Source organism: Mesorhizobium sp. P2_E6 (assembly GCF_056403835.1).
This window is the reverse complement of sequence record NZ_JBFUEQ010000007.1, coordinates 66,831-91,687: the sequence shown is the minus strand read 5'-3', so window position 1 is coordinate 91,687 and position 24,857 is coordinate 66,831. Positions and strand designations below refer to the sequence as shown.

The window sequence follows — 24,857 nt, the reverse complement described above, 5'->3', positions numbered from 1 at the left end:
TTATTTGGGTCTTTGAACGTGGCGATTCAAGGGCATGAAAATTACACTTTTGTAACATGGACGTGAGCAGTCCGGCCGCTGCCATTCTGTCAGGGTGTTGCCGGAACCGGTGGGTGCCGGCGCCTTTGGCATGGACCGCAGCATCGAGCCGCGCTATCCCTGCCGACATGAAAAAAGGCGATCATCTCTTCCTTATCGACGGCTCCGGTTACATCTTCCGTGCCTATCATGCACTGCCACCGCTGACCCGCAAATCCGACGGCCTGCCGGTCGGCGCCGTTTCCGGCTTCTGCAACATGCTGTGGAAGCTGATGCTGGATGCCCGCAACACCGATGTAGGCATTGTGCCGACGCATTTCGCCGTTATTTTCGATTATTCCTCGAAAACCTTCCGCAACGATCTCTACCCCGAATACAAGGCTAACCGCTCGGCGCCGCCGGAAGACTTGATCCCGCAATTCGGCCTGATCCGCCAGGCGACCAGGGCGTTCAACCTGCCTTGCATCGAGATCGAAGGCTACGAGGCCGACGACCTGATCGCCACTTATGCCAGGCTGGCCCGCGAAGCGGGCGGCGACACCACCATTATCTCCTCCGACAAGGACCTGATGCAGTTGGTCGGCGACACGGTCGGCATGTACGACCCGATGAAGGACCGCCAGATTGGCATTCCGGAAGTCATCGAGAAATGGGGTGTGCCGCCGGAAAAGATGGTCGACCTGCAGGCGCTGACCGGTGATTCCGTCGACAATGTGCCCGGCGTGCCCGGCATCGGGCCGAAGACGGCGGCGCAACTGCTGGAGCAGTTTGGCGACCTCGACGGGCTGCTGGCCCGCGCCGGCGAGATCAAGCAGGACAAAAGGCGCGAATCGATTATCGCCAATGCAGACAAAGCGCGCATTTCACGCCAGTTGGTGACGCTGAAGGCCGACGTTCCGGTGGCAGAGGGTCTGGACGACTTCATCCTGCACGCCCCGGACGGACCGAAGCTCATCGGCTTCCTCAAGACCATGGAATTCACCTCGCTGACCCGCCGCGTGGCGGAAGCAACCGGCACCGAGGCCGGCGACGTCCAGGCCGTCGCGGTGACCGTCGAGCGTGCCGACGCCGCGCATGGCCCCGATGTCGGCGCGGGAACTTCCAACGTCCGACCTGCCAAGACCGGCGGAGACGGCGCGGCAAACCAGGCCCCGGGCGCCGACAAACCCATCAGCGGCGACACCCCTTCCCTGCTCGCCGCACTGCGTTTGGAGAGCGCCGCCACCCGCAAGATCGATACGTCGGCCTATCATTGCATCCGCGATGTCGCGACCTTGAAAGCCTGGGTCGCCGAGGCAACCGAGACCGGGCTTGCCGCTTTCGACGTGAGGGCGACGTCGGCCGATCCGATGCAGGCCGAGTTGATCGGCATGTCCATTGCCACGGCGCCCGGCCGCGCCGCCTACATTCCTTTTGCCCACAAGAGCGGCAACGGTGATCTGCTCGGGGGCGGCGCGGTCGAAAACCAGATCCAGCTTCGCGAGGCGCTGGCTGTGCTGAAACCGCTGCTGGAGGACAAGTCGGTTCTCAAGATCGCCCAGAACCTGAAATACGATCTGGTCATCATGAGCCGCTACGGCATCGATGTCGCGCCTTTTGACGACACCATGCTGATCTCCTATGTGCTCGATGCCGGCACCCCTCATGGTCACGGCATGGACTCGCTTGCCGAGAAATGGCTTGGCCACACCCCTCTCCAGCTCAAGGACGTTACCGGTTCCGGCAAAAGCTCCGTCGGTTTCGAGCAGGTCGACATCGACAGGGCGACCGCTCATGCCGCCGAAGACGCCGATATGACGATGCGGCTCTGGCTGGTGCTGAAGCCGCGGCTTGCCGCCAAGGGCCTGGTGTCGGTCTATGAACGGCTGGAGCGGCCGCTGGTGCCGGTTCTGGCGCGCATGGAACAGCGCGGCATCTCCGTCGACCGGCAGATCCTGTCGCGGCTCTCGGGCGAACTGGCGCAGGGCGCCGCTCGCCTCGAAGAGGAAATCTATCAGCTCATCGGCGAGCGCATCAACATCGGCTCGCCAAAACAGCTGGGCGACATCCTGTTCGGCCGCATGGGTCTGCCCGGAGGTTCGAAAACCAAGACCGGGCAATGGTCGACCTCGGCGCAGCTTCTCGAGGACCTCGCCGCCGAAGGCCATGAACTGCCGCGCAAGATCGTCGACTGGCGCCAGCTGACCAAGCTGAAATCGACCTACACCGATGCGCTGCCGGGCTTCATCCATCCGGACACCAAGCGCGTCCACACCTCCTACGCGCTGGCAGCGACGACCACGGGCCGGCTGTCGTCATCCGATCCGAACCTGCAGAACATTCCGGTGCGCACCGCCGAAGGCCGCAAGATCAGGACCGCTTTCATCGCCGACAGGGGCAACCGGCTGGTCTCTGCCGACTACAGCCAGATCGAGCTGCGGGTGCTCGCCCATGTCGCCGAAATCCCGCAATTGCGACAGGCCTTCGCCGATGGCGCCGACATTCATGCCATCACCGCATCGGAAATGTTCAACGTGCCCGTGGAGGGCATGCCTTCGGAAGTCCGCCGTCGCGCCAAGGCGATCAATTTCGGCATCATCTATGGCATTTCCGCCTTCGGCCTCGCCAACCAGCTGTCGATCCCGCGCGAGGAAGCAAGCAACTACATCAAGAAGTATTTCGAGCGCTTCCCCGGCATCCGTGACTACATCGAGGAGACCAAGGCCTATGCTCGCGAGCACGGCTTCGTCGAAACGATCTTCGGCCGCCGCATCCATTATCCTGATATCCGATCCTCCAATCCCTCGGTCCGCGCGTTCAACGAGCGCGCATCGATCAACGCCCGCCTGCAAGGCACCGCCGCCGACATCATCCGCCGCGCCATGGTGCGCATGGACGAGGCGCTGGAGAAGGCGAAGCTGTCGGCCCGCATGCTGCTGCAGGTGCATGACGAGCTGATCTTCGAGACGGTCGAGGCGGAAGTCGAGGCGACGATCCCCGTCGTGCGTCACATCATGGAAAACGCGGCGATGCCGGCGGTGTCGATGTCGGTGCCGCTGCATGTCGACGCCCGCGCCGCCAACAACTGGGACGAGGCACATTGAAGTGAGTGAAATGCTGCCGTTTTCAACGGCCACATTCCTCTCATTCGCGCTGGCGTCGCTGTTGATCGAACTGACGCCAGGCCCCAACATGACTTACCTGGCACTGGTTTCGGCGAGCCACGGCCGCAGGGCGGGCTTCGCCACCGTGGCGGGCATCGCATCGGGTCTGGCGGCCATTGGCGGCATCGCCGCCCTGGGCGTCGCCGAAGTGATTCAGGCGTCGCCCTTGCTCTACGAGGGTCTCCGCTGGGCAGGCATTCTGTTCCTGCTTTATCTCGCTTGGGAGGGTTGGACCGCTGGAACCGATGTGGTTTCGAACAAGGGCAATCCGGGTGGGAAGTATTTCTGGCGCGGATTTGTCACCAATCTCCTCAATCCGAAGGCGGCGATCTTCTATGTCGCCGTGCTGCCGACCTTCGTCGAGGCCGGACGACCGATACTTGCGCAGACTGTCCTGCTTATCCTGACCTATGTGGCCATCGCGACAGCCATCCATGGACTGATCGTCGTGTTGGCGGGAGCGCTGCAGCCATTCCTCAACGATCCACGGCTGAAACGAACCAGCCGACGGCTGCTTTCGGCCTTGCTGGCGCTCGTTGCGTTCTGGTTCGCCTGGTCGACCGCGCGTTAGGCCGCTTCAGCCAAACACTTCGCACATATCCCGCGAAATTCGATCACCGCCTTCTTGGCGGCGAAGCCTGTCGAGCGCACCCATTCGTCCAGCCGGTGGTCGACATCGTGATCGGACATTTCGGTGACCTGCCCGCATGTGTCGCAGATGGCGAAGGCGGTCATTGAATGGCTGTGGTCATGCGGCTCGGCGCAAGCGACGAAGGAGTTGATGCTTTCGAGCCGATGCACGAAGCCGGACTTCACCAGCGTGTCGAGCGCCCGGTAGACCTGCAGCGGCGCGCGAAAGCCGCGCTCACGCAGCTGGTCGAGCAACGTGTAGGCGCTGAGCGGCCCGCTGGCGGCCTCGAGTTTCTCGAGCACGCACAGCTGGTTCTTCGTCAGTACATCCCTCGCCGCCATGATCCTGTTTCCAACCTGTCTTGCGTCGCTCGCGCATCATTTCCGCGCGCAAACGATCCCTACCCATCCAGATAGCGACGAACAGCCATTTTTGCTACTGTTTACAACATCTCTGCGCCGGAAGGCTGTCGAGAAAGCCTATCGTCGACCGGAGCGGGGTAACAGGCGGGTTGCTCTGCGATGCAACATTCAAAATACTGACAAAATCTTCGGCAAGGATTGCCGCGCTTGGGAAATTCGATCGGGCTTGGGGAAGCAATCATGATCAAATTGACGCGGCGGACGCTGCTGGTCGGCACGTCCGCGCTGACGATGGCTGGCATGGTGTCGTTCAGGACCATTGCAGCATCGCGCACTTACCATGCGCTGCTGGTCGCCTGTACCGAATATCCGAACCTGCCGCAGAGGAACTGGCTGATCGGACCGAAGAACGATGCGGGCCTGGTCCACGAATACCTGTTGAAGAACGTGCCCGACCCGGTGCGGTTCGCGCCCGAGAATGTCACGCTGCTGGCCAAGGACGTCCCAGGCGCAAATGGCTTGCCGACCCATGCCGCGATCAAGGCCGCGCTGGCCGACCTCGCCGCCAAGGTGCAGCGCGACGATTTCGTCTATCTGCACCTGTCCGGTCACGGCGCCCAGCAGCCGGAGAGGGTCAAGGGCGACGAGACCGACGGGCTCGACGAGATTTTCCTGCCCGTCGACATCGATAAATGGATCAACCGTGATGCGGGCGTGCCGAATGCGCTGGTCGACAACGAGATCGGTGCTGCGCTCGACGCCATCCGCAACAAAGGCGCCTTCGTCTGGGTCGTGTTCGACTGCTGCCATTCCGGCACCGCGACCCGCGCCGTCGAAGTCGATGACGAGATGGAGCGCAAGGTCGAGTTCGCCGACCTGGTCGGCGGCAGCGAAGCCGAGCGGGCCGCGGCGATCAAGGCCTATGACGAGGTGACATCCGCCGCCGGCTCGCGCGGCGTCGACGACAACGGCAGGCGCAAGCCCGCCTTCAACCTGACCCCGACCGGCGGCGAACCGATCACCAAGGGCAAGCTGGTCGCCTTCTATGCCGCGCAGACGGTGGAGACGACACCGGAGATGCCGCTGCCCAAGGGCACGACGGATGCACCCCGGTTCGGCCTGTTCACCTTCACCATCCTGTCGAAACTGGCTGAGAACCCGAACGTCACCTATCGCCAGCTCGGCCAGGCCGTGCTGCAGCAATATTCGGCCGACAGCCGCACGCGCCCGACACCGCTGTTCGAGGGCGAACTCGACGCGCGCGTGTTCGGCACCGACAAGACGGACGCGGTCATGCAATGGCCTGTTGTCATCAAGGACGGCGACGCGACGATCGGCGCCGGTCTGCTGCATCGCCTCACCCCCGGCAGCAAGCTCGCCATCCTGCCGTCGGCGCTGTCGCAGCTTTCTGACGCTGTCGGCTATCTCGAGGTGCAGTCAGCCAGGAACCTGGAGAGCCGGGTCAAGCCGGTCGAATTCGACAAAAAGCCGGCGCTCAAGCTGGTCGACATCCCGGCCAACGCCTATGCGCGGGTGGCCGAAATCGCGGTCGACTACAAGCTCGTCGTGGCGCGGCCGGCGGCGACCAAGGGACTGGAGAAGGAAACCGCTCTGGTCAATTCGGTTCTCGATGAGTTGGCTACGGCCAAGGAGACTGGCTTCAACATCGAACTGGTCAACCCCGGCAAGAGCGCCGAGCTTCGCTTTGCGGTGATGCGCGAGAATGCCGTTGCCGGCGCTGCCAAGGACGCGACCGACAAGCCGGCGCTGTGGTTCCTGCCGGCCTCGGGCGACGTGACCTTGAAGGACGGCAGCAAGCCGCCGCTGATCATCATTCACATGGATGACCGGAAAAAGCTGGTCGAGGCCACGACCAGAAATCTGCGCACCATCTTCCGTGCCACCGGGCTGTCGCGGCTGGCGGCGGCATCCGACTACAAGCCGGAGGACGTCGACGTCCAGTTCCAGGTCAAACGCCGTGACAAGGATGGTCTCGAACCGTTGCAGGCTTCGGTGGTGCCTCGCGTCTCCCCGGGCGACGAAGTGCATGTGTTGGCAAAGAACAGCTCTGATCTGCTGGTCGACATCAACGTGCTCTATGTCGGCAGCGACTATTCGATCACCCACATCGTCGCCGAGCGCCTGGCGCCGCAAGCCTCGCTCGAAGAGGGGCTGCTGGCCTTCACCGACACCAGCTTCGGCATGGAAAGGATGATCGCGGTTTTGACCGAGGCGCCGCCGGAAAGCGAGAAGGAGGATCTGAGCTTCCTGGCGCAGGACGGCGTTGCGTCCATGACGCGCGGGCTGGGCCCTGCCAGCTTCTCCGACATGCTGACCGATATCGGCATGGCGCCGGCAACCCGCTCGGTGATGCGGCTCGCCGACAAGAGCGGCCCGAAGGGCGCGGTGATGATCTTCCCTATGGAAACGGTGCCACGCGCCTGACCGAATGCCGGCACAAGGGCCGGACCGGCTCTTGCGCGATCGGCGCGATATGAGAACATTCCCGGCGGGCGCAATGGCGCATGACGGCCTGACGAAGCGGATAGGATCGATTGTGAAGAAATATATGTTTTCCTGGCGTGGATCGGTGGCCGGCCTTGCCGGCAGCCTGTTGCTGATCGCCAATGCTTCGGCGGACGAGGCCTGCGGCCTTTGTGTCAATCAGATCGTCACCAACTCTGAACTGGCAACCTGTTTTCTCGATCAGTATGACCAGATCGCCAAAAGCGGCAACGGAGCGGTTGTCGTCGATCTCAGCAACTGCGCCTCGCGGGGCGTGGTCGAGGCGCTGCCATCACCGAACAAGGGGGCGGCGGAGCCCGATGTGCAGTTCATGATTTCGCGCCTGCAGCTGGAATGTTTGAAAAAGAAGCTGGAGGCGCCCGGCATCGTGCTGGATCCCTCCGCCGTCATCGAACTGGACAGCTGCCAATGAAAAAGCCGGCGGCCAACACCAGGCAAACGGCAGCTGCCGCCGCCACCGCAAAGGCGCCAGCCACGAAGCCGGCTTTGCCGGAAACCACCGAGGGGTTTCCCTGGCCGAGCAGCCACGAGATCAAGAAGGAAGCGAACCCGTTCACCGACCGCGACTGGCGCATGCTGGTCTATGCCTGGTCGGGCCTGCTGGTGCGTCTGGCCATCATCTTCACCTTGATGTTTTCGATCTACCAGTTCCTCGCCAACCAGGAGCAGAAGCGCGTCGAGCAGACCATGTCGCTGGTTGAGCTCTGGGAAACCAAAGACTATCAGCAGGCGCAACGCGCGCTGAAAGATCGTCTTGCGGCCCTCAATGCCAAATATGACAATCTGCTCAGCGCCAACCCCTCGCCGACCGAGGAGCAGGTGTTCCGGCAGCGGATCGGCATCGAGGCGATGACCGCCAGCGGTGGCGACATGCCACTCGCCGATTTCAGCGAAAACTTCGACCGCATCGTCTATTTCCTCAACCGCCTGTCGTTCTGCATCGACGGCGATCTGTGTTCGCGCAAAGTGACCGACGCTTATTTCCGCGACTATGCCGTCTCGTTCTGGAGTTATTTTGCCGGCTATGTCGACAAACAGCGCAAGGCGGGTTCACCGACTTTCGCCACGGCGATCGAGGCTTATGTGCGCAATCGGCAACCCGCGGGCGAAGTCAAATAGCGATGGGAGGAGCAGCCCGCCGCCTCCTGCGTGCCTGCTGCTGGCTCGCCATGGCCGGTGCGCTTGCTGTCGCATCGGCTGCTAACGCCGAAGAGGCGGCTGACTTCCACCTCGATCTCGACACCGGCGGTCATAGTGCACAGGTCACCGACCTCACCTTCACGCCCGACGGCGACGACATCGTCTCGGCATCGAACGACAAGACCATCCGCATCTGGGACTGGCAGAGCGGGGTGACGCTGCGCACAATTCGCGGCTATCTCGGCAATGGCAGCGACGGCAAGATCTTCGCGGTCTCGGTCTCGCCGGATGGCAAGACGATTGCCGCCGGCGGCTATTTCGGCGCCAGCCTCGGCGACAGGCCACCCTATGGCGACATCCGGCTGTTCGACTTTGCCACCGGCAAGATGAAGGCGGTGCTCAAGGCCGCCGACTACGCAACCTACGACCTCGCTTTCTCTCCCGACGGCAAAACCCTGGCTGCCGGTGGCGCCGACGGCGTCGTCTATCTCTGGCGGCTGGACGACAAATCCGCGACCGGGTGGACGCTGGACAAGAAGCTCGATGCCGATTCCTGGCACATCGACAAGCTCGCCTTCGCTGCCGCGGGGACTAGGCTGGCGGCGACCACCACCGACAACGGCATCCGGCTCTGGGACGTCGCAAAGGGCGAGGAGATCGCCTTGCCGGCCGAGGCCGAACCGTTGCGGGATATCAGTGTCATGGCATTGGCCGTCTCGCCGGATGGCAGCCTGTTTGCCACCGGCAGCAAGGACGGGCAGGTCCAGCTCTGGCACGCAGACGACGGCACGCTGGTGCGCGCCATGCCGAAGCAGGATTTCCTCATCGGCTCGCTGACCTTTGCCAAGGGGTCGCGGCTGGTCGCCTCCTGCGGCTATCGCTGCGCCGACAAGCATCGCTCCGTCGTCTGGAACACCGACACCGGCGAGAAGGTGCTCGACTATACCGGCCATGACGGCACGGTCTATGCCAGCACCGCCAATGCCGATGGCTCGCTGGTGGCAACCGCCGGCGGCACGCGCAACGCCATCCAGGTCTGGGATCCCACGACTGGCGAGCGCAAGGCCCTGCTGCAGGGGGTGGGTGAGCCGGTGACCGCCGTCGGCATCGACGCAGCGAATGACGTCATCGCCTGGGGCAATGCCAACCCTTGCCCCCAGCGCGTGTCCTGTCCGGAGGAACAAGGCGAACTGGACAACAGGCTGGTGCTGCCGACCACCGAGCGATTCTTCGACGACCCGCAGCCGCTGGCGGAGCCGGGCTCGTTTGCCCGCGCCGCGTTGACAGACGGCCAGTGGTCGCTGCGCGCCAGGGAGGGAGGCAAGGACGCGTTGGAAAACGCGGTGCTGGAGATCGCCAATGGCGGCAAGATGGTGCGCAGCATCGAGAACGATGCCACCAATGGCTTTGTCCATTCGGCCTTCACCCTGATCGACAACGGCCTTGGCCTGATCACCGGCGGCAATGACGGCACGCTGCTCGAATACAGGACGCCGACAGCGAGAGTGTCGGGCGAATTCACCGGCCATACCGGCGAAATCAATGCCATGGTCGCTTCGGAAAAAGCGGGCCTGCTGGTCACCGGCAGCGCCGACCAGACGCTCAGGCTCTGGAATCTGAAGACGCACGAGCTGATCGTCTCGATGTTCTTCGCCGGCTCGCAATGGATCGCCTGGATGCCGCAGGGCTACTACTATTCCTCCGATGAAGGCGACAAGCTGATCGGCTGGCAGGTCAACCAGGGCCGCGACCATGAAGGCCGCTTCATCCGCGCCGGCCAATTGAAGAAATATCTCTGGAGCCCGGAGATGGTTCGCCGCGCGATCATCCTGCGCAGCGCCAAACAGGCGGTCAAGGAGATGCGGCCAAGCGTCGACAACGAACTCCAGAAACTGCTGCAGCGCAAGCCACCGGAATTCGACATCCGCCTCGCCACCGACCAGAGCAAGGTGCGTGACGGTTATGTCGCTGTCGAGATCACCGGTGCGGGGCAAGCCGGGACCGATGTCGCCGGCTTCTCGATCCTGTCGAACAGCCGCAATGTCGGCGACGTCACCGCCCGCTCGGTGGACGGCGACAACACCATCGTCGAGATACCGGTCGAGAATGGCGAAAACACCATCCGCATCACCGGCACCAACGAATTCGGTTATCTGACCGAACGCAGCGTAACGGCTCTGGCAAGGAAGACCGAGAAGTCCGAGGCCAAAGGCAAGCTCTATGTCGCGGTCATCGGCGTCGACAAATATCCGTTCCTGAACGACGCCTGTTCGGGCCACGCCTGCGACCTGCGCTACCCCGTCGATGATGCCACCGAATTCCTCAAGGTGATTGCGCAGAAATCGGCGCCGCTGTTCTCATCGATGGAGACGCTGGTTCTGGTCAACCGTGAAGCGCTCGATGAGGCCCCCGACAAGGCCAAGCAGACTTATTCAATCGCCAGCGCTGACGGCATCATGGAGCCCGACTCCGACACGATCGACGACCAGCTCGCCGATTTCCTCGACAGACCGGGCGAGCACGACACCACGATCATCTTCGTCGCCGGCCACGGCATCAACATCGACGAGGACTATTATTTCATCCCGACCGACGGCCGCAAACAGGATGCCGAGCGCTGGAAGCGCTCCTCGCTTGTCGACTGGTCGGACATCCAGAAATCGGTCGAGCGGGCCAAGGGCATGCGCTTCATGCTGCTCGACACCTGCCATGCCGCCAACGCCTTCAACCCGCGCCTGGAAAAGGACGCGCAGGATGCGCGCATCGTCGTGTTTTCGGCCACCGCAGCCAACAACACCGCCGCCGAACTGCCCGAACTCGGACACGGCGTCTTCACCTATTCGATCCTCGAAGGCCTGCGCGGCAAGGCCAGGACGTCGGACGGCGGCGTCACGCTGTTCGGCCTTGCCGACTACATTTCACGCGAGGTGGTGCGGCTGACATCATCGAAGCAGAAGCCGTTCTACTATGTCGGCGGCGTGGAGAACATCGTGCTCGCCGAGCCATGAGGGGACTGCGCCAAGACACCCCCCTCGCGCGACTGTGGCCGGCAATCGCAGCAATGCTATTCTGCCTCTTTACCCCACTCTTTCACGCCGTTGCCGCGCCCGTAATTTGCCCGCCCGGCGCTGACAACTTTCCGCCCTTCTACGATGACGCCAAACTGTTCAAGGATGCCATCGCAAAGGTGGCCGATATCGAGCCATCGAACCAGCGGCTGACCGGCATCACCGTCCCGCATCATCTCCTGGCCGCGGACCTGGTAGCGCTGGGGTTCCGGGCGGCGTCCGGCTTCCGCTACAAGCGCATCGTCATCCTGTCGCCAGACCATTTCCACAAGACGCGCAAACTGTACGCCACCTCGGTACGCGGCTTCGATACCGTGCTTGGCCCGGTCGCCGCCGACGTCCAAGCAGTACGCCAGCTCGAAACGCACGGCGACATGGTCGAGGAGTCCTGCCTGTTCGACAAGGAACATGGCGTGCGCGCGATGCTGCCTTTCCTGCACCACTACTTCCCCGAGGCGAAAATCGTGCCCGTGGCGATGTCGGTCAAGGCGCGGCGCGGCGACTGGGACAGGCTGGCCGAGGCCCTGAAGCCGATCGTCGACCAAGACACGCTGATCGTCGAATCCACCGACTTCTCGCACTATCTGCCGCAGCACGACGCACGGCGCTTCGACCAGCAGACGCTGAACATGCTGGCCGCCGGGTCGCTCGACGGCATAGCGGCGCTTCGCCAGCCCGCTCACGCCGATTCCGTCGGCGCGCTCTACATCCAGACCAGGCTGCAGCGCGAACTGTTCGGCGCCCAGCCGCTGGTCGTCGCCAACGAGAATTCGCAGGAACACACGCCGGACTATGTCGAGCGGACCACCAGCTATGTCGTGGCGCTGTTCGGTGCCTTCGCTCCCGGTTTCAACAACCCGGCACGGCCGAAGGACAGGATCTACTATCTGGCCGGCGACGTGAATTTCGGCCGTGCCATGAAGAAGATACTGGTCCGCGACGGTGTTGCCGACCGGATCGTTGACAGCGTCCTGGCGCTCACCGGTTCACGGCCGCTGATCGTCAACCTCGAAGGCGTCATCCTGCCCAACGTGCCGGAAGCGATCGACGACATGACGCTGGCGATGCCGCAAGACCTGGCCGTCGACATGCTGAAGAGGCTGCATGTCGCCGGTGTCGGGCTCGCCAACAATCATGCCTATGATCTCGGCCCGTCAGGCTATGCCGAGACGCTGCGCGCGCTGAACGAAGCCGGCATCCCGCATTTCGGCCAGGGTGAGACGCTGGCGCTTGCCGATCTCGACCTTGTCGGCCTGACCGACATCGACACCAACGGCTCGAAGAACACCGATCTGCTGACGCCTGCCCTGCTTGATCGGCTGCTGCACGAAAACGCCGAGCGGCCGGTCGTCGCCTTCGTCCACTGGGGCCGCGAGTACGAGACCGAACCGTCGGCGCGCGAGGAGATGCTTGCCGACCAGATGCGGCTGCGTGGCGCATCGGTCATCGTCGGCGGCCATCCGCATGTATCGAGCGAGGCCATCGTTCCGCTTGCCGGCGGCGATGTTGCGGAGATCTATTCGCTCGGCAATTTCCTCTTCGACCAGAGCGCCGAGCGGTCGTCGGGATCGATGCTGGAACTGCGCGTCTTCGCCCAGGGCACGATGTTCACGAGGCTTTTGCCGCTGCCCAACTATTTCGAGATGGGCCGCAAATAGGCGCGCCAGGGTGTTGAGATTCAGGTCAGGCCGAGCCGGAGTCGAAGACGGGCGCGAAGCGACCAAACAAGGTAGGTTCCGAGAACCGGAGCGGAGCGTACTTAAAGTACGTGAGCACCGGAAGCGCAGGAAACTGCCGTTTGCAGGCCGGCATCACCTGAATATCAATACACCCTAACCGCAGCCGACCATATCGCGCGGCAGATAGCAGGCCGCCGGCTCGGTCTTGGTCTCGAACAGCGACTGCTTCGGCCGAAAATAGAAGAAGGTGACCGGCTTGCTCTCGCGCACGCTGCCATCGGCAAAATGCGCGGCGATGCTGAAGCTATGGATCGACGACATCGACGACCACATCTTCAGCCGCGCCGTGTAGGCGCTGATCTTCTTGTTGCCGCGCACCGGCATGGCGATGGTGTAATCATGCTTGCCGATCGGGAACTCGATGTTCTGGTAGCGCATCGCTTCCGGCGTGCCGCCGCCGCCATCGCCGCATTCGGCCATCGCTTCCGGCGTCTCGAAAACAGCCATGGTGATAGAGGTGCGGAACGGCTCGCTCTGCTGGTAGACATGACCCTCGTCGTCCGACCAGGAATAGTCGAACTTGCCGATCGCATTCAGCGTCATCGCCTGTTGCATGGTGCCGAGATAATCGGCGACCTCGCCGAACTTGATCTTGTTGGTGAGCTGGCTGCGGCAGACGTTGAGACTATCGACAGAAGGACAGGGAAACCGCCCCGTCTCCAGGCTGGCCGTGTCGACGCCAGCCTCTGCGAGCACGCTCTTGATCGACACGTCGACGCCCTCGCCGAAACTGCCGACATCCTTGCTGAACATGCGGCTGGGATCACCTGTCGGATTGCCTTCGTCGTCGACCGTGGTGAACTGGATCGACATCTTCATGTCCTTGGGCTCGCCCCAACCATTGTTGATGATCGAGAAATCCGGACGGAAGCCGACGCAGCCGAAATGCTCCGATATCGACAGCATCGGCTTGCGATAGGCATCACTGGCGGCGACCTTCATTTCCAGACTGTCGAGCTTGACCCTGGACTGGTCTGACGTCTTCAGGTCGACCTCGGCAAAGGCCGGCGCCTCCTCCCAGTTCATACCTTCATAGACATTGCTGGTGGTGACCTGGCCGGTGCCGTTCCAGCTGTCATTGTACTGGTCCGACAGCGGATAGATCGCGATATCCTCGTCGCGCACCAGATGCTGGTACTGCATATCGGACTGCTGGGTCATGCGCTGGTCGACCGCAACGCCGATCTCGACCTTGTCGGCATCGCCGCCACCGGTCTGCGCCTTGAGCAGCCCGCCGACCCTGGCATCGGCCAGCACGTCGGGACGCATTCCGCCGACCTCCTTGCCCATCGCCCATTGCGACTCGTAGATTGTGCCTCCGGCAAGCCGCGTGCGGCCCTTGCCGTTCTTCAACCCGTCGACAAATGAGCCGGCAAAAATCTCGCCGGTCCTTGACAGCAGTCGCCCCTCGCCATTCGGCGCGCCGGCGACGAACTGCCCCTCATAGCGGTTGCCGTCGGCGTCGACATGAATACCCGTCCCGTCGAGTTGCCCGACACGCCAATGCCCATCGAAAACCTCGCCCGAGCGCAGCTCGAGCCGGCCTTGCCCGTCGGGCCGGCCATTGCGGATGTCACCGAAATAGCTGGAATAGATGGTTTTGGGATCATAGCTCGCCGAGCCACGCACCCGCCACACGAGCCTGCCTTTGCCGTTGATGGTGCCGTTCTCAGTGATCGTCAGGTCGGGCGACTGGCCGGCCGCCGGCTCCCAGACGAAATCGAGATTCTTCTCCGGATGGAAATCCCAAACCCGGACCGTCCTGCGCAGCACCGAGCGCGTGTCTGCCTGGTAGAGGATCTGCACCCGTTCAGCCCAGGCGCCACCGGCAGGACCGGTCGCCGGATCGGCGTAGGCCGGTGATAATGTCAGCGCGGCCAGCATCGATGCGGCCGCGATACCGAACACTGCCCTAGTCCGCGCCATCCCTTGAGCCCCTTTGGATGCCAACCCCTTGGCCCTTTGAAGCGTAGTCGGCGAGCCGGCCTCGTGCAAGAGAAGCCGCATGGGAAGCATCGGCATGAAAAAAGGGCGGCGGGATTGCCCCGCCGCCCTTTGTCTTCACGGTGATTGCGTAGCGATTATTTGTACAGGCTGTTGATCCACTGGATGTTGGCCGCGTTCAGGCGCACGGCGGTGTTCGCGTCGGGGCTTTCGGCCACGTTGACACCGGTGATGATGCGCTGCTTGGAGTTGTTGTCATAGGCATAGACCGAGCTGCCGCTCGACCCCGGGAACGTATCGCAGTCATACTGGAAATATTCCGGAGCGATGTTTTCGGCATGCACTTCGCAGTTCGCCTTCCACATCGTGCCCATCGGCTTGTCGCCGGGGTAGCCGACGAGGTTGGCGGTGAAGTCGCCGAGATCGTCATAGTTGGCGTAGCCCAGCCAGCCGAGGTTGGTGCCGACATCCTGCTTCAGCGTGATGATGCCGAGATCCCACGGGATGACCGAACCATAATAGCCCTGGTAGTTGTCGATGAAGCCCTGCAGCACGTAGGCGCTCTCATAGGTGAAGGCGCCGAACGGTGCGTCGTCGGCTGTGCTGCCGTTGAGGCCCGGCACGAACAGATATTCGGAGAGCCAGTCCTTGTCCTCGTGGCTGTAGAGGCAGTGCGCCGCGGTAAGCACCGTGCGCGGGCCGATCAGCGTTGCCGAGCAGCTGCCATAGTTGCCCGTCTTCGGCGATTTGGCTTCGAGATAGCCGATTGCCGAGAACGGATAGGTCTTGGTGTTCTTGACCTGCTCACGGTCGTCGGTGCCGAAAACCTGACGGCCGGCTTCGCCTTCGCCAAGGTCAGGATCTTCGGTCTTGCGCTGCGCCCCGTCTTTTCCATTGGCCGGCGCATTCAGTTCCTTGATGATCAGATCCCGCAACGCTTCGCTCGGCTCGATCTTGATCTCCTTGCCATCGGCGGAACGTCCGACGATGCCATAGGATTTGACAGCCGTTGCCTCGTCAGCAAGCGGCGCGGCGCGGCTGTCTTCGTCAGTCAGCTTCGGCGACGCGATTGGTTTTGCCCGCCCGGGCTTATAGTCGCCTGAAGTTACGTCCCGCATGCTTTCGCCATTACCGGCACTGGCGGAGCCAGGATCGGCGGCGAAAACCGGGACCGTCCACATTGCAGTTGAAAGCAATGCGGACGCAATGATAGCGTTTGTCAGTTTTGTCATGGTGAGACTCTCCCAAAAGTCAGCAAGGACTTGATCAAAATACAGAAATATTGTCGAGATCGTGGTGAAGCCGAAAAATGAGTTTGGTTACCGGCGCCTGAACCTGATCATCACCCCACGCGGTCTGTCGAAGGCCCCCGCCAAAGACACCCGCGCCGGTATACTGCCTAAATTAATACAACATTGGAATGACAAATCGCTTCCACGTAGCCCGTGGGGGGCTATAGGGTTTTGAACGGGTTCCGCACGGGAACGCGATCCGCGAAGCGACGCCGGTTTGCTGGCGACTGTTTCGCTGATCATGCGCCGGAGTGGCTCGTTCGGGAACGTGTCTCAGGAGGATCTCAGGTGCACATCATCCATCGGTTCAGGCCGATCGTCGCCGCGTCGGCGCTCGCCATCGCCTCGGCTCTTGCAACCGTCAGCGCCAGCCAGGCGGATGACACCGCCAGGCCCGAAGCGGCGGTCTCGCCGATGAAACGCGTTGCGGATGCCAAGGCCAAGGCTGCGGCGGAAAATCCCGACGGCGCCGATCGTGTCTATGGCGGCAACCAGGCCGAAAAGGGTGCCTATCCGTTTCAGGTCGCGCTGCTCACCACCGACAGGCTGGACGAGAACCCGGCCTCGCAGGCCAATGCACAATTTTGCGGCGGCAGCCTGATCGCGCCGCAATGGGTGCTGACGGCGGCCCACTGCCTCAACGACAAGGGCCAGCCGATTTCGCCCGACGCGGTCACCGTGCTGACCGGCGCCACCGATCTCAGCGAGGGCAAGCGCCACAAGGTGGTAGAGGTCATCGTCAACGAGGGTTACAGCGAGCAGACGCTCGACAACGACCTCGGCCTGTTGCGGCTTGCAGAGCCGGCCGATGCGCCGACCATCAAGGTCACCCATGACGCCACACCCGACACCGGCAAAACCACTGTCACCGGCTGGGGCAAGATGCAGGATGGCACCTTTCCGACCACGCTGATGGTTGCCGACCTCGACCTGCAGCCGAACACCGCCTGCAACAGCGGCATCAAGGCCATCTATGCGCATGATCTGAAGGCCGCACTTGGCGATCTGTCCCACCGCATGCGTTATTCGGAAAAAGGCATCGACGCTGCCGCCAATGCGATTGCCGCCGACATGACAGACCCGCTGACCGGCAACATGATCTGCGCCGGCACCACCAGCGGCGTGCGCGATGCCTGCAACGGCGACAGCGGCGGTCCGCTGTTCATGACCGGCGCCGACGGTCCGGTCCAGGTCGGCGTCGTCAGCTGGGGCGAAGGTCCGGCGGACGGAAGTGCGGCCTGCGGCCACAAGGACGCGTACGGCATCTACACACGGCTGGCCAACTACACCGGCTGGATCGAGACGAAAATGAAAACGCCAGCGCCGGCGCCGGCAAAGCCCAAGGCAGGGCTAGGCACCGCCCAGAAACCAGCCACGCCCTGAAGCGAAGGCAATTCGCCTCACATGAAAAACGGCGGGAGAGGTCCCGCCGTTTTTATTTGCCGGCTTACCGAGCTTACTTTCTCGGTGGACCTTTGCGCTCGGCTGAAGCCGCCCACAAATTGATGTCGGACTCGCGCGCATAGCTATCGATCTCGGCGAGTTCGGCATCGCTGAAGTCAAGCACCTTGAGCGCGCCAACGCAGTCCTCGACCTGTTCCGGCCGGCTGGCACCGATCAGCGCCGAGGTCACCTTGCCCTTGCGCAGCACCCAGGCCAGCGCCATCTGCGCCAGTGTCTGGCCACGCTTGCCGGCGATGGCATCGAGCGCCTTGATGTTGGCGATGGTCCTGTCGTTGATGAAGGCTGTCTTCAGCGACTTGCCCTGGGAGGCGCGGCTGCCTTCGGGAATGCCACCGAGATATTTGTCGGTCAGCATGCCTTGCGCCAGTGGCGAGAACACGATGGAGCCGACGCCGAGCCCTTCGAGCGTATCGAGCAGGCCGTCTTCCTCCACCCAGCGGTTGAGCATCGAATAGCTCGGCTGATGGATGACGCAAGGCGTGCCAAGCTGCTTCAAAATATCGGCGGCCTCGCGCGTGCGCTGCGAATTGTAGGACGAGATGCCGGCATAGAGCGCCTTGCCCGAGCGCACCGCATGGTCAAGTGCGCCCATCGTTTCTTCCAGCGGCGTATCGGGATCGAAGCGGTGCGAATAGAAGATGTCGACATAGTCGAGACCCATCCGCTTCAGGCTCTGGTCGAGGCTGGCCAGCATGTACTTGCGCCCGCCCCATTCGCCGTAGGGACCGGCCCACATCTCGTAACCGGCCTTGGTCGAGATGATCAGCTCGTCGCGGTAACCGGCGAAGTCGGTGCGCAGGATTTCGCCGAAAGCGGTCTCGGCCGAGCCGGGCGGCGGACCGTAATTGTTGGCGAGGTCGAAATGCGTGATGCCAAGGTCGAAAGCCCGGCGCACGATCGCCTGCTTGGTCTTGTGCGGTGTGTCATTGCCGAAATTGTGCCACAGCCCCAGCGAGATCGCCGGCAGCTTCAGGCCGGAGCGACCACAGCGGTTGTAGATCATGTTCTCGTAGCGGTTTTCGGCGGGGATGTAGGGCATGGGAAAATCCTCAAATGGAAGCGAGCCAGTCGGCTGCCATCGCGACAGCACGGCGAGTCGGCTCTGCCCCCCACCCTTACCCTCTCCCTGACGGAACGGGGAGAGGGTTGAGTGCCTGGTCTACTTCTTCTTCGCCAACAGCGCCTTGGCTTCCTTGACGCCAAGTGCGGCCGGCCGTTCGCAACTGGTCTGCATGGCGACGAACTTGCCGGTTTCGCCTGAGCGCAACAGCCCAGTCATCACGTCGACGGCATGCAGCGCCAGTTCCATCGAGCAGCGGTGCGGCCTGCCTTCCGCGATCGCCACCGCCATGTCGGCGAGGCCGGCCGTGCGGTAGTTGGCCATCATGCCTTGCGAATGCATCTCGTTGGGAACGCCGAACGGGTGCTTCCATTTCGGCAGCTTCTTGACCGGTTTGCTGTCTTCGGTGAAGCGCACGTCGCCGCCGAAGAAATTCGGATCCGGCACGAACACTGTGCCCGCCTCGCCATAGAGTTCCATCGGCGCGTGGCCATGCGCCCAGACGTCCCAACTGGTGTTCAGCGTCACCACGGCTCCGTTCTCGAACTCCAGCAGGCCGTGGATGGTCGTCGGCGTGTTGACCGGGATCTTTTCGCCTGCGCGCGGCTTCGAACTGATGGTGCGTTCCTTGGCGGGTGTCGACGCGAAGGCCGCCACCTGCTTCACCGGCCCGATCAGCTGGATCAGATTGGTGATGTAGTACGGCCCGATGTCGAGCACCGGTCCCGCGCCGGGCTGGAAGAAGAAGTCCGGATTGGGGTGCCAGTGCTCCATGCCGTGGCCCATGACGTGGCAGGTACCGCTGGTGATCTTGCCGAGCTTGCCGGTGTCGATCAGGTCGCGGACCAGCTGATGCGCGCCGCCGAGGAACGTGTCGGGCGCCGAACCGATGCGCAGGCCTTTCGCCTCGGCGCGTTTCTTCAGGTCGAGCCCTTCCTTGACCGACAGCACGAAGGGCTTTTCCGAATAGACGTGCTTGCCCGCGTCCAGAGCCTGCTTCGACACCTCGTAGTGCACCGCCGGGATGGTCAGGTTGACGATGATGTCGATGTCGTCGGCCTCGAGCAGGTCGTCGACGGTCTCGGCGCGCAGCTTGAACTCCTTTGCCCGCGCCTTCGCTGTCTCCATGTTGATGTCGGCGCAGGCACGCATCTCGATGCCGCGAAACAGCGGCGCCAGCGAAAAATACGCCTTCGAGATGTTGCCGCAGCCGATGACGCCGATGCCAAGTTTCTTTGCCATGCTGATTGCTCCTAGTAGGTCTTGACGGCTGCGATCGAGCGGCGGGCGAAGCGCTCGATGTCGTTCGGGTTGTCCTGTTCCATGACGTAGTATTGGGCGGCACTCTTGGCGCGCAGCACCTTGATCAGGCCGGCCCAGTCGATCGTGCCGTGGCCGACATCCGACCAGCCATCCTCGTCCAGCCCCTCGCCGGGCTTGGCCATGTCCTTGACGTGGACGGCGCTGATGCGCTTGCCGTATTTGTCGATCCACGCCAGCGGATCGTCGCCGCCGCGCACCACCCAGGCGACGTCGATTTCCCACCCGATGTCCGGCGCTGCCGCGAGGATAAGCTCCTGCGGCACCGAGCCGTCGGCAAGTTTCTTGAACTCGAAATCATGGTTGTGCCAGGCAAAGCCGTAGCCGGCCCTTTTCGCGGCGTCGCCAACCTTTGCCAGACGCTCGCCGAAGCCGCGCCAGCCGGCGGCATCGGATGGGCGCTGGTCGGGCATCAGAAAAGGACAGATGAGCAGCGTGATGCCGAGTGTGTCGGCAATTTTGCGCACGCCGTCGAAATCGTTCTCGAGCGCGTCGATCGAGAAATGCCCGGTCGGCATGGCGAGCCCGTTCTTGTCGAGTTCGGCGCGAAAGGCCTTGGGATCATCATAGACGCCGCCGAAGCCTTCGACCTGGGTGTAACCGACCTTGCCGAGCGTCTCGAGGACGCCTTCCCAGGGTTGGAAATTGCGGGCGCTGTAAAGTTGGAATGACCAGTTCATCGTCTCTGTCCGTTCTGCTTGGGGAGGAGTGGGGCTTGGGAGCTACATGCGGTTGCCGGATTGGCTGTCGAACAGCGAGGCGCGGGCAGGATCAAAGCCGATCCGGATTGGCTCGCCACTGCGCAGCGTCTTTTCCGCCTCGACGCGGAAGGAGAAATTCTGACCGCCGAGCTGCGTCCATACCAGCGTGTCGGAGCCCATCGGCTCGACGATCTCGACGGCGGCATCGATGGCAAAGGGCATGGCATTTGCCGCCTCGCCAAGGGCGACATGCTCGGGCCGGATACCGAACACGCAAGGGCCGCTGCTGTTGCCCGCGGCGTCGAAAGCGTAGCGGGCGAGCGGTATGGATACATTTCCGGTCTTGAAAGCCGCGGTGGCGCCGGTCTCGGCCTGCCCGTCGATGAAGTTCATCGCGGGTGAGCCGAGGAAGCCGGCGACGAAGCGGTTGACCGGCCGATTGTAGATGGTCTGTGGCGCATCGAGCTGCTGGATGACGCCACCCTTCATCACCGCGATGCGATCGGCCAGCGTCATCGCTTCGATCTGGTCGTGGGTGACATAGATCATCGTGTTCTGCAGCTTGCGATGCAGCAGCTTGATCTCGACGCGCAGCTCGGCGCGCAGCTTGGCGTCGAGATTGGACAGCGGCTCGTCGAACAGGAACACGTCGACATCGCGCACCAGCGCCCGTCCGATTGCCACGCGCTGGCGCTGGCCGCCGGACAGTGCTGCCGGTTTGCGTTGCAGCAGCGGCTCGATCTGCAGGATCTCGGCCGCCCGCGCGATCCGCTTGGCGATCTCGTCCTTCGGCGTGCCAGCGACACGCAACCCGAAGGACAGGTTCTTCTCCACCGTCATTTGCGGGTAGAGCGCATAGGACTGGAACACCATGCCGATGCCGCGATCCTTGGGCTCTTCCCAGGTGACGTTCTTGCCCTTGATGAAGATGCTGCCTTCGGAGACGTCGAGCAGGCCGGCAATGCAGTTGAGCAAGGTCGACTTGCCACAGCCCGAGGGCCCGAGCAGCACGATGAATTCGCCCTCGGCGACATCGAGATTAAGTGTCTCCAGTACGGTCACCACACCGAAGCTCAGCGACAGGTCCTGGATCGAAACGCTGGTACCGTTCTGCGCCATATCCACTAGCCTTTCACCGCGCCAGCGGCGATGCCGCGCACGAACCATCGTCCGGAGATGAAGTAGATGAGCAGAGGCACCGCAGCCGTCAGAATGGTTGCCGCCATGTTGACATTGTACTCCCTCACGCCGGTGGTGGTGTTGACGATATTGTTGAGCTGCACCGTCATTGGCCAGTTGGACCGCCCGGCAAACACGATGCCGAACAGGAAGTCGTTCCAGATGCCGGTAACTTGCAGGATGACGGCGACGACGGTGATCGGCACCGACATCGGCAGCATGATGTAGAAAAAGATGCGCCAGAAACCCGCACCGTCGACACGCGCTGCCTTGAACAGCTCGACCGGAATTGCCGCGTAGAAATTGCGGAACAGCAGCGTCAGGATCGGCATCCCAAAGATGGTGTGCACGATGATGATGCCGGGGAGCGAGGCGAACAGCCCGACCGAGCTCAGCCCGATGATCAATGGATAGATCACGACCTGATAGGGCACGAAGGCACCAAACACCAGCAACCCGAAGAGCAGATTGGCGCCCTTGTATGGCCAGAAGGTCAGCGCGTAACCGTTGATCGACGCGCAGATGATCGAGATGATCACGCTGGGCACGGTGATCTTCACCGAATTGTAGAAGCCTGGACTGAGGCCGTTGCAATCGCGACCGGTGCAGGCGTGGAGCCAGGCGTCGGCCCAGGGTTGAAAGGTCGGCTCGCCAGGAAGGTTGAAAAGATGTCCCAGCCTGATCTCCGGCATCCCCTTCAATGAGGTGACGATCATGATGTAGACCGGGATGAGGAAGAAGAGGGCCGCAACGACCAGGAAAGCATAGATGCCGATGCGGCCGGCCGATATCCGTCGCGGTTTCGGCCCGAAGGGCGCCACGCCAGCCTGATGCGACGCTTCCCGGGGCGGTTGAATTGCGGTGATCTGTCCGACGGTCATGCGCCCGCCTCCCGCAGGCGATTTCGCCGCCATAGTAGAATTCCGCTGAAAGCCAGCACGATCAGGACCGGCAGCAGCATCATCGTTGCCCCAGCCATGCCTTGGCCGACGTTCTGGCGAACCGTGATGAGCTGGATGACGTAGACTGCCGGCATGGACGTGGCGATGCCAGGCCCACCGCCGGTCATGGCAATGACCAGGTCGTAGACGCGCACCACGCCTACGCATTGCAGAACGAAGGCGGTGGCGAAGGCACCCTTCATCATCGGCGCCACGATGGAAACGTGCGTGCGCCAGGTCGGGATGCCGTCGACCCTCGCGGCTTTCCAGATATCCTCGTCAATGCCGCGCAGGCCGGCAAGCAGGATCGCCATCGTCACGCCCGAGCCCTGCCAGATGCCCGCCACGACCAGTGCGTACAGCGCGGTCTCGGCGCTGACCAGCGGGGCGAAGCTGAAGCTCGTCCAGCCCCAGTTGCGCAGCGCCTCCTGCAGGCCGAGGTTGGGGTCGAGCGCCCATTGCCACACGAGTCCGGTGACGATCAGCGACATGGCAAAAGGATACAGGAAGATGGAGCGGAACAGGTCCTCCTGGCGGATGCGCTGGTCCATGAAGACGGCGAGCAGGTATCCGAACACCATGTTGCAGGTGATGGACATCAGGCCGAAGAACCAGATGTTATTGACCGAGACGAGCCAGCGGTTGTCGGCCCAGAGGCGCCTGTACTGCGCCAGACCGACGAAATCGTAGGTAGGGAAGAGCTTCGAACTGGTAAAGGACCATAGCACCGAGAAGCCGATGCCGATCACGAACACGCCGAGGGCAACGAGAATCATCGGTATTGTCCCGATGACGGCAGGCAGGTGAAATCTGTGCCTCCAGCTCTTCTGCATCGTCCGTCTTTCTCCGCTTCCACCGACACCTTGGGGGCGTTTGCCGACGTGAAGGTCAGCGCTGTCCGAACCACCGGGCTTCAGACCGCCGCAGCTTCCCGTCCTGCGATTGTCAGCCCGTTGCCGAGAGAAAAGAGAGCTTCCTGTCGGGTCGGGACGCGACCGAGGCGCCGCTGTAAGGGCGGCGCCTCGGGGTAGTGATCAGTTCCTAGTCGGAATTGCCGATGATCGTGGCGAACTTCGCGGTGGCGTCGTCAGCCGTCATGGAATCGTCTGCGAAGAATTGCGCGACGAGCTCATTGAGCTGCTGATTGGTGTTCTCGGTGATGAACCGGTTCGTCGCGGTGACGATGTTGGCCGGGTCTTCCACTGCCTTCAGCGACTTCTGCATGCACGGGTCGGCTGTCGACATGTCGACATCGCCACGCACGGGCATGGAACCCTTGGCGTTGTTGAAGGCGACCTGGACCTCGGGGCTGATCAGCAGCGCCGCAAGACGCTTCTGCGCTGCTTCGACATCCGGATTGTTCTGCTTGAAGAACAGGATGATGTCGCCGTCGGTGCTGACCACCGGCTTGGCCTCGTTCAGGCCGATCATGCAGCCGAAATCCTTGACTCCGGTCATGCCGGCGGCCGCGAATTCGCCGCGCGCCCAGTCGCCCATCACCTGAAGTCCGGCCTTGCCGGTGATCACCAGGTTGGTGGTGTCGTTCCAGTTGCGGTTGGCGTAGCCGTTGTCGGTGAACTGCTTCAGGGCCCTCAACTGCGTGAAGACGCCTTTCATCTCTGGGCTGCCCGCAATTTCGGCGCTCTTGGTGGTATACATCTTGTCGCGCTGTGCGACACCGAGAGCCTCGGTAACCATGTCCTGGAAGAGCAATTGAATCTGCCAGCCGTTTCCGTCGCCGCCGATGGCGAAGGGGATGAGGCCTGCCTCCTTGATCTTCGGCGCGGCCGCGAGGAAATCGGCCAGGTTCTTCGGCTCTGGCACGCCCGCTTTCTCGAACACCGGCTTGGAGTACCAGGCCCAGTAATTCGAATGGATGTTGACCGGAACGCACCACCAGTGGCCGTCAACGAGGCAGGCGCTGCCGATCGCCTTCGGGCGAATGACCTCATCCCACTTGCCGGCGGTCGCGACGTCCGTCAGGTCAAGCAGCTTGCCGCCCGAAATCAGTTCTTCGTACTGCCGGCCGGGATTGAACTGAGCGGCACCGGGCGGATCGCCGCCGAGCACGCGCTGCATGACGGTCGATCGGGCGGTCTCGCCGAGTGCGATGGCGCTGTCCACCCAGCGGTCGCCGTGGCCGTCATTGTCAAAGGCCTTTGCGAACTGCGACACCGCCGCCGACTCGCCCTTCGACGTCCACCAGTGAATCACTTCCAGGTCCGTCGCCGCGGCCGGACCGGCAAATTGCAGAGTAGCCGTCGCTGCCAGCGCAGCGGTCAAAAGTCTGTATCGCATTTCGGTTCCT

Annotated in this window: 18 protein-coding genes; 8 read left to right on the top strand and 10 right to left on the bottom strand. The window is 62.7% G+C overall.

Features of this window, described 5'->3' with window-relative positions:
• The first annotated feature begins 167 nt into the window (after window positions 1–167).
• The gene (gene polA / locus AC1D08_RS18730) at window positions 168–3,122 is read left to right on the top strand and encodes a DNA polymerase I (protein WP_477423734.1); all 2,955 of its coding nucleotides are present in this window, start codon (window positions 168–170) and stop codon (window positions 3,120–3,122) included.
• A gap of 10 nt (window positions 3,123–3,132) precedes the next feature.
• A complete protein-coding gene (locus AC1D08_RS18725; RefSeq protein WP_457152405.1) occupies window positions 3,133–3,753 on the top strand; it encodes a LysE family translocator in 621 nt (206 codons plus the stop codon).
• Here AC1D08_RS18725 and AC1D08_RS18720 read toward each other — a convergent pair.
• Window positions 3,750–4,154: a transcriptional repressor gene (locus AC1D08_RS18720; RefSeq protein WP_457152403.1), complete on the bottom strand. Its 405-nt coding sequence runs from the start codon at window positions 4,152–4,154 to the stop codon at window positions 3,750–3,752. The genes AC1D08_RS18725 and AC1D08_RS18720 overlap by 4 nt on opposite strands.
• Window positions 4,155–4,415: 261 nt before the next feature.
• Between AC1D08_RS18720 and AC1D08_RS18715 the strand changes: the two genes are divergently transcribed.
• The 5 genes from AC1D08_RS18715 to amrB all read left to right on the top strand — a co-directional run bounded on the left by AC1D08_RS18715 (window position 4,416) and on the right by amrB (window position 12,567).
• On the top strand, window positions 4,416–6,620 hold the full coding sequence (locus AC1D08_RS18715) for a caspase family protein (RefSeq protein ID WP_477423732.1): 2,205 nt from the start codon (window positions 4,416–4,418) through the stop codon (window positions 6,618–6,620).
• 73 nt (window positions 6,621–6,693) lie between these two features.
• The gene (locus AC1D08_RS18710) at window positions 6,694–7,113 is read left to right on the top strand and encodes a hypothetical protein (protein ID WP_457152401.1); all 420 of its coding nucleotides are present in this window, start codon (window positions 6,694–6,696) and stop codon (window positions 7,111–7,113) included.
• Window positions 7,110–7,820 carry a DUF4760 domain-containing protein gene (locus tag AC1D08_RS18705; protein ID WP_457152400.1) on the top strand — a complete coding sequence of 237 codons (711 nt, stop codon included), beginning with the start codon at window positions 7,110–7,112 and terminating at the stop codon, window positions 7,818–7,820. The genes AC1D08_RS18710 and AC1D08_RS18705 overlap by 4 nt, the downstream gene beginning before the upstream one ends.
• 2 nt (window positions 7,821–7,822) lie before the next feature.
• Window positions 7,823–10,849, top strand: a complete 3,027-nt coding sequence (locus tag AC1D08_RS18700; protein WP_477423730.1) for a caspase family protein — start codon at window positions 7,823–7,825, stop codon at window positions 10,847–10,849.
• Between the two features lie 53 nt (window positions 10,850–10,902).
• Window positions 10,903–12,567, top strand: a complete 1,665-nt coding sequence (gene amrB, locus AC1D08_RS18695; protein ID WP_457152398.1) for an AmmeMemoRadiSam system protein B — start codon at window positions 10,903–10,905, stop codon at window positions 12,565–12,567.
• A gap of 174 nt (window positions 12,568–12,741) precedes the next feature.
• Here the strand turns inward: amrB and AC1D08_RS18690 are convergent, their stop codons facing one another.
• Both AC1D08_RS18690 and AC1D08_RS18685 read right to left on the bottom strand, forming a co-directional pair.
• Window positions 12,742–14,574 (bottom strand): MORN repeat-containing protein, encoded by a 1,833-nt coding sequence (locus tag AC1D08_RS18690; RefSeq protein ID WP_477423728.1) that lies wholly within the window; start codon window positions 14,572–14,574, stop codon window positions 12,742–12,744.
• A 155-nt stretch (window positions 14,575–14,729) separates the two neighbouring features.
• On the bottom strand, window positions 14,730–15,824 hold the full coding sequence (locus tag AC1D08_RS18685; RefSeq protein ID WP_477227878.1) for a trypsin-like serine peptidase: 1,095 nt from the start codon (window positions 15,822–15,824) through the stop codon (window positions 14,730–14,732).
• 348 nt (window positions 15,825–16,172) lie between these two features.
• Here AC1D08_RS18685 and AC1D08_RS18680 point away from each other — a divergent pair, with 348 nt between their 5' ends.
• Window positions 16,173–17,267 (top strand): S1 family serine peptidase, encoded by a 1,095-nt coding sequence (locus tag AC1D08_RS18680; RefSeq protein WP_457153348.1) that lies wholly within the window; start codon window positions 16,173–16,175, stop codon window positions 17,265–17,267.
• Between the two features lie 73 nt (window positions 17,268–17,340).
• Here the strand turns inward: AC1D08_RS18680 and mgrA are convergent, their stop codons facing one another.
• The 7 genes from mgrA to AC1D08_RS18645 form a co-directional block, all read right to left on the bottom strand.
• Window positions 17,341–18,387, bottom strand: a complete 1,047-nt coding sequence (gene mgrA / locus AC1D08_RS18675) for an L-glyceraldehyde 3-phosphate reductase (RefSeq protein ID WP_457153347.1) — start codon at window positions 18,385–18,387, stop codon at window positions 17,341–17,343.
• 120 nt (window positions 18,388–18,507) lie between these two features.
• A complete protein-coding gene (locus AC1D08_RS18670) occupies window positions 18,508–19,650 on the bottom strand; it encodes a Gfo/Idh/MocA family protein (protein ID WP_457153346.1) in 1,143 nt (380 codons plus the stop codon).
• An 11-nt stretch (window positions 19,651–19,661) separates the two neighbouring features.
• Window positions 19,662–20,408 (bottom strand): sugar phosphate isomerase/epimerase family protein, encoded by a 747-nt coding sequence (locus AC1D08_RS18665; protein WP_457153345.1) that lies wholly within the window; start codon window positions 20,406–20,408, stop codon window positions 19,662–19,664.
• Between the two features lie 42 nt (window positions 20,409–20,450).
• Window positions 20,451–21,548 carry an ABC transporter ATP-binding protein gene (locus tag AC1D08_RS18660; RefSeq protein WP_457153344.1) on the bottom strand — a complete coding sequence of 366 codons (1,098 nt, stop codon included), beginning with the start codon at window positions 21,546–21,548 and terminating at the stop codon, window positions 20,451–20,453.
• Window positions 21,549–21,553: 5 nt separating this feature from the next.
• Window positions 21,554–22,489 carry a carbohydrate ABC transporter permease gene (locus tag AC1D08_RS18655; RefSeq protein ID WP_457153343.1) on the bottom strand — a complete coding sequence of 312 codons (936 nt, stop codon included), beginning with the start codon at window positions 22,487–22,489 and terminating at the stop codon, window positions 21,554–21,556.
• On the bottom strand, window positions 22,486–23,382 hold the full coding sequence (locus AC1D08_RS18650) for a carbohydrate ABC transporter permease (protein WP_457153342.1): 897 nt from the start codon (window positions 23,380–23,382) through the stop codon (window positions 22,486–22,488). Before AC1D08_RS18650 ends, AC1D08_RS18655 begins: the two co-directional genes overlap by 4 nt.
• A gap of 208 nt (window positions 23,383–23,590) precedes the next feature.
• Window positions 23,591–24,847: an ABC transporter substrate-binding protein gene (locus AC1D08_RS18645; RefSeq protein WP_095084758.1), complete on the bottom strand. Its 1,257-nt coding sequence runs from the start codon at window positions 24,845–24,847 to the stop codon at window positions 23,591–23,593.
• Window positions 24,848–24,857: the final 10 nt, after the last annotated feature.

Coding starts and splice junctions, on each gene's coding strand:
- polA (WP_477423734.1), top strand. CDS start 168: ATGAAAAAAGGCGATCATCTCTTCCTTATCGACGGCTCCGGTTACATC.
- AC1D08_RS18725 (WP_457152405.1), top strand. CDS start 3,133: ATGCTGCCGTTTTCAACGGCCACATTCCTCTCATTCGCGCTGGCGTCG.
- AC1D08_RS18720 (WP_457152403.1), bottom strand. CDS start 4,154: ATGGCGGCGAGGGATGTACTGACGAAGAACCAGCTGTGCGTGCTCGAG.
- AC1D08_RS18715 (WP_477423732.1), top strand. CDS start 4,416: ATGATCAAATTGACGCGGCGGACGCTGCTGGTCGGCACGTCCGCGCTG.
- AC1D08_RS18710 (WP_457152401.1), top strand. CDS start 6,694: ATGGCGCATGACGGCCTGACGAAGCGGATAGGATCGATTGTGAAGAAA.
- AC1D08_RS18705 (WP_457152400.1), top strand. CDS start 7,110: ATGAAAAAGCCGGCGGCCAACACCAGGCAAACGGCAGCTGCCGCCGCC.
- AC1D08_RS18700 (WP_477423730.1), top strand. CDS start 7,823: ATGGGAGGAGCAGCCCGCCGCCTCCTGCGTGCCTGCTGCTGGCTCGCC.
- amrB (WP_457152398.1), top strand. CDS start 10,903: ATGCTATTCTGCCTCTTTACCCCACTCTTTCACGCCGTTGCCGCGCCC.
- AC1D08_RS18690 (WP_477423728.1), bottom strand. CDS start 14,574: ATGGCGCGGACTAGGGCAGTGTTCGGTATCGCGGCCGCATCGATGCTG.
- AC1D08_RS18685 (WP_477227878.1), bottom strand. CDS start 15,824: ATGACAAAACTGACAAACGCTATCATTGCGTCCGCATTGCTTTCAACT.
- mgrA (WP_457153347.1), bottom strand. CDS start 18,387: ATGCCCTACATCCCCGCCGAAAACCGCTACGAGAACATGATCTACAAC.
- AC1D08_RS18670 (WP_457153346.1), bottom strand. CDS start 19,650: ATGGCAAAGAAACTTGGCATCGGCGTCATCGGCTGCGGCAACATCTCG.
- AC1D08_RS18665 (WP_457153345.1), bottom strand. CDS start 20,408: ATGAACTGGTCATTCCAACTTTACAGCGCCCGCAATTTCCAACCCTGG.
- AC1D08_RS18660 (WP_457153344.1), bottom strand. CDS start 21,548: ATGGCGCAGAACGGTACCAGCGTTTCGATCCAGGACCTGTCGCTGAGC.
- AC1D08_RS18655 (WP_457153343.1), bottom strand. CDS start 22,489: ATGACCGTCGGACAGATCACCGCAATTCAACCGCCCCGGGAAGCGTCG.
- AC1D08_RS18650 (WP_457153342.1), bottom strand. CDS start 23,382: ATGCAGAAGAGCTGGAGGCACAGATTTCACCTGCCTGCCGTCATCGGG.
- AC1D08_RS18645 (WP_095084758.1), bottom strand. CDS start 24,847: ATGCGATACAGACTTTTGACCGCTGCGCTGGCAGCGACGGCTACTCTG.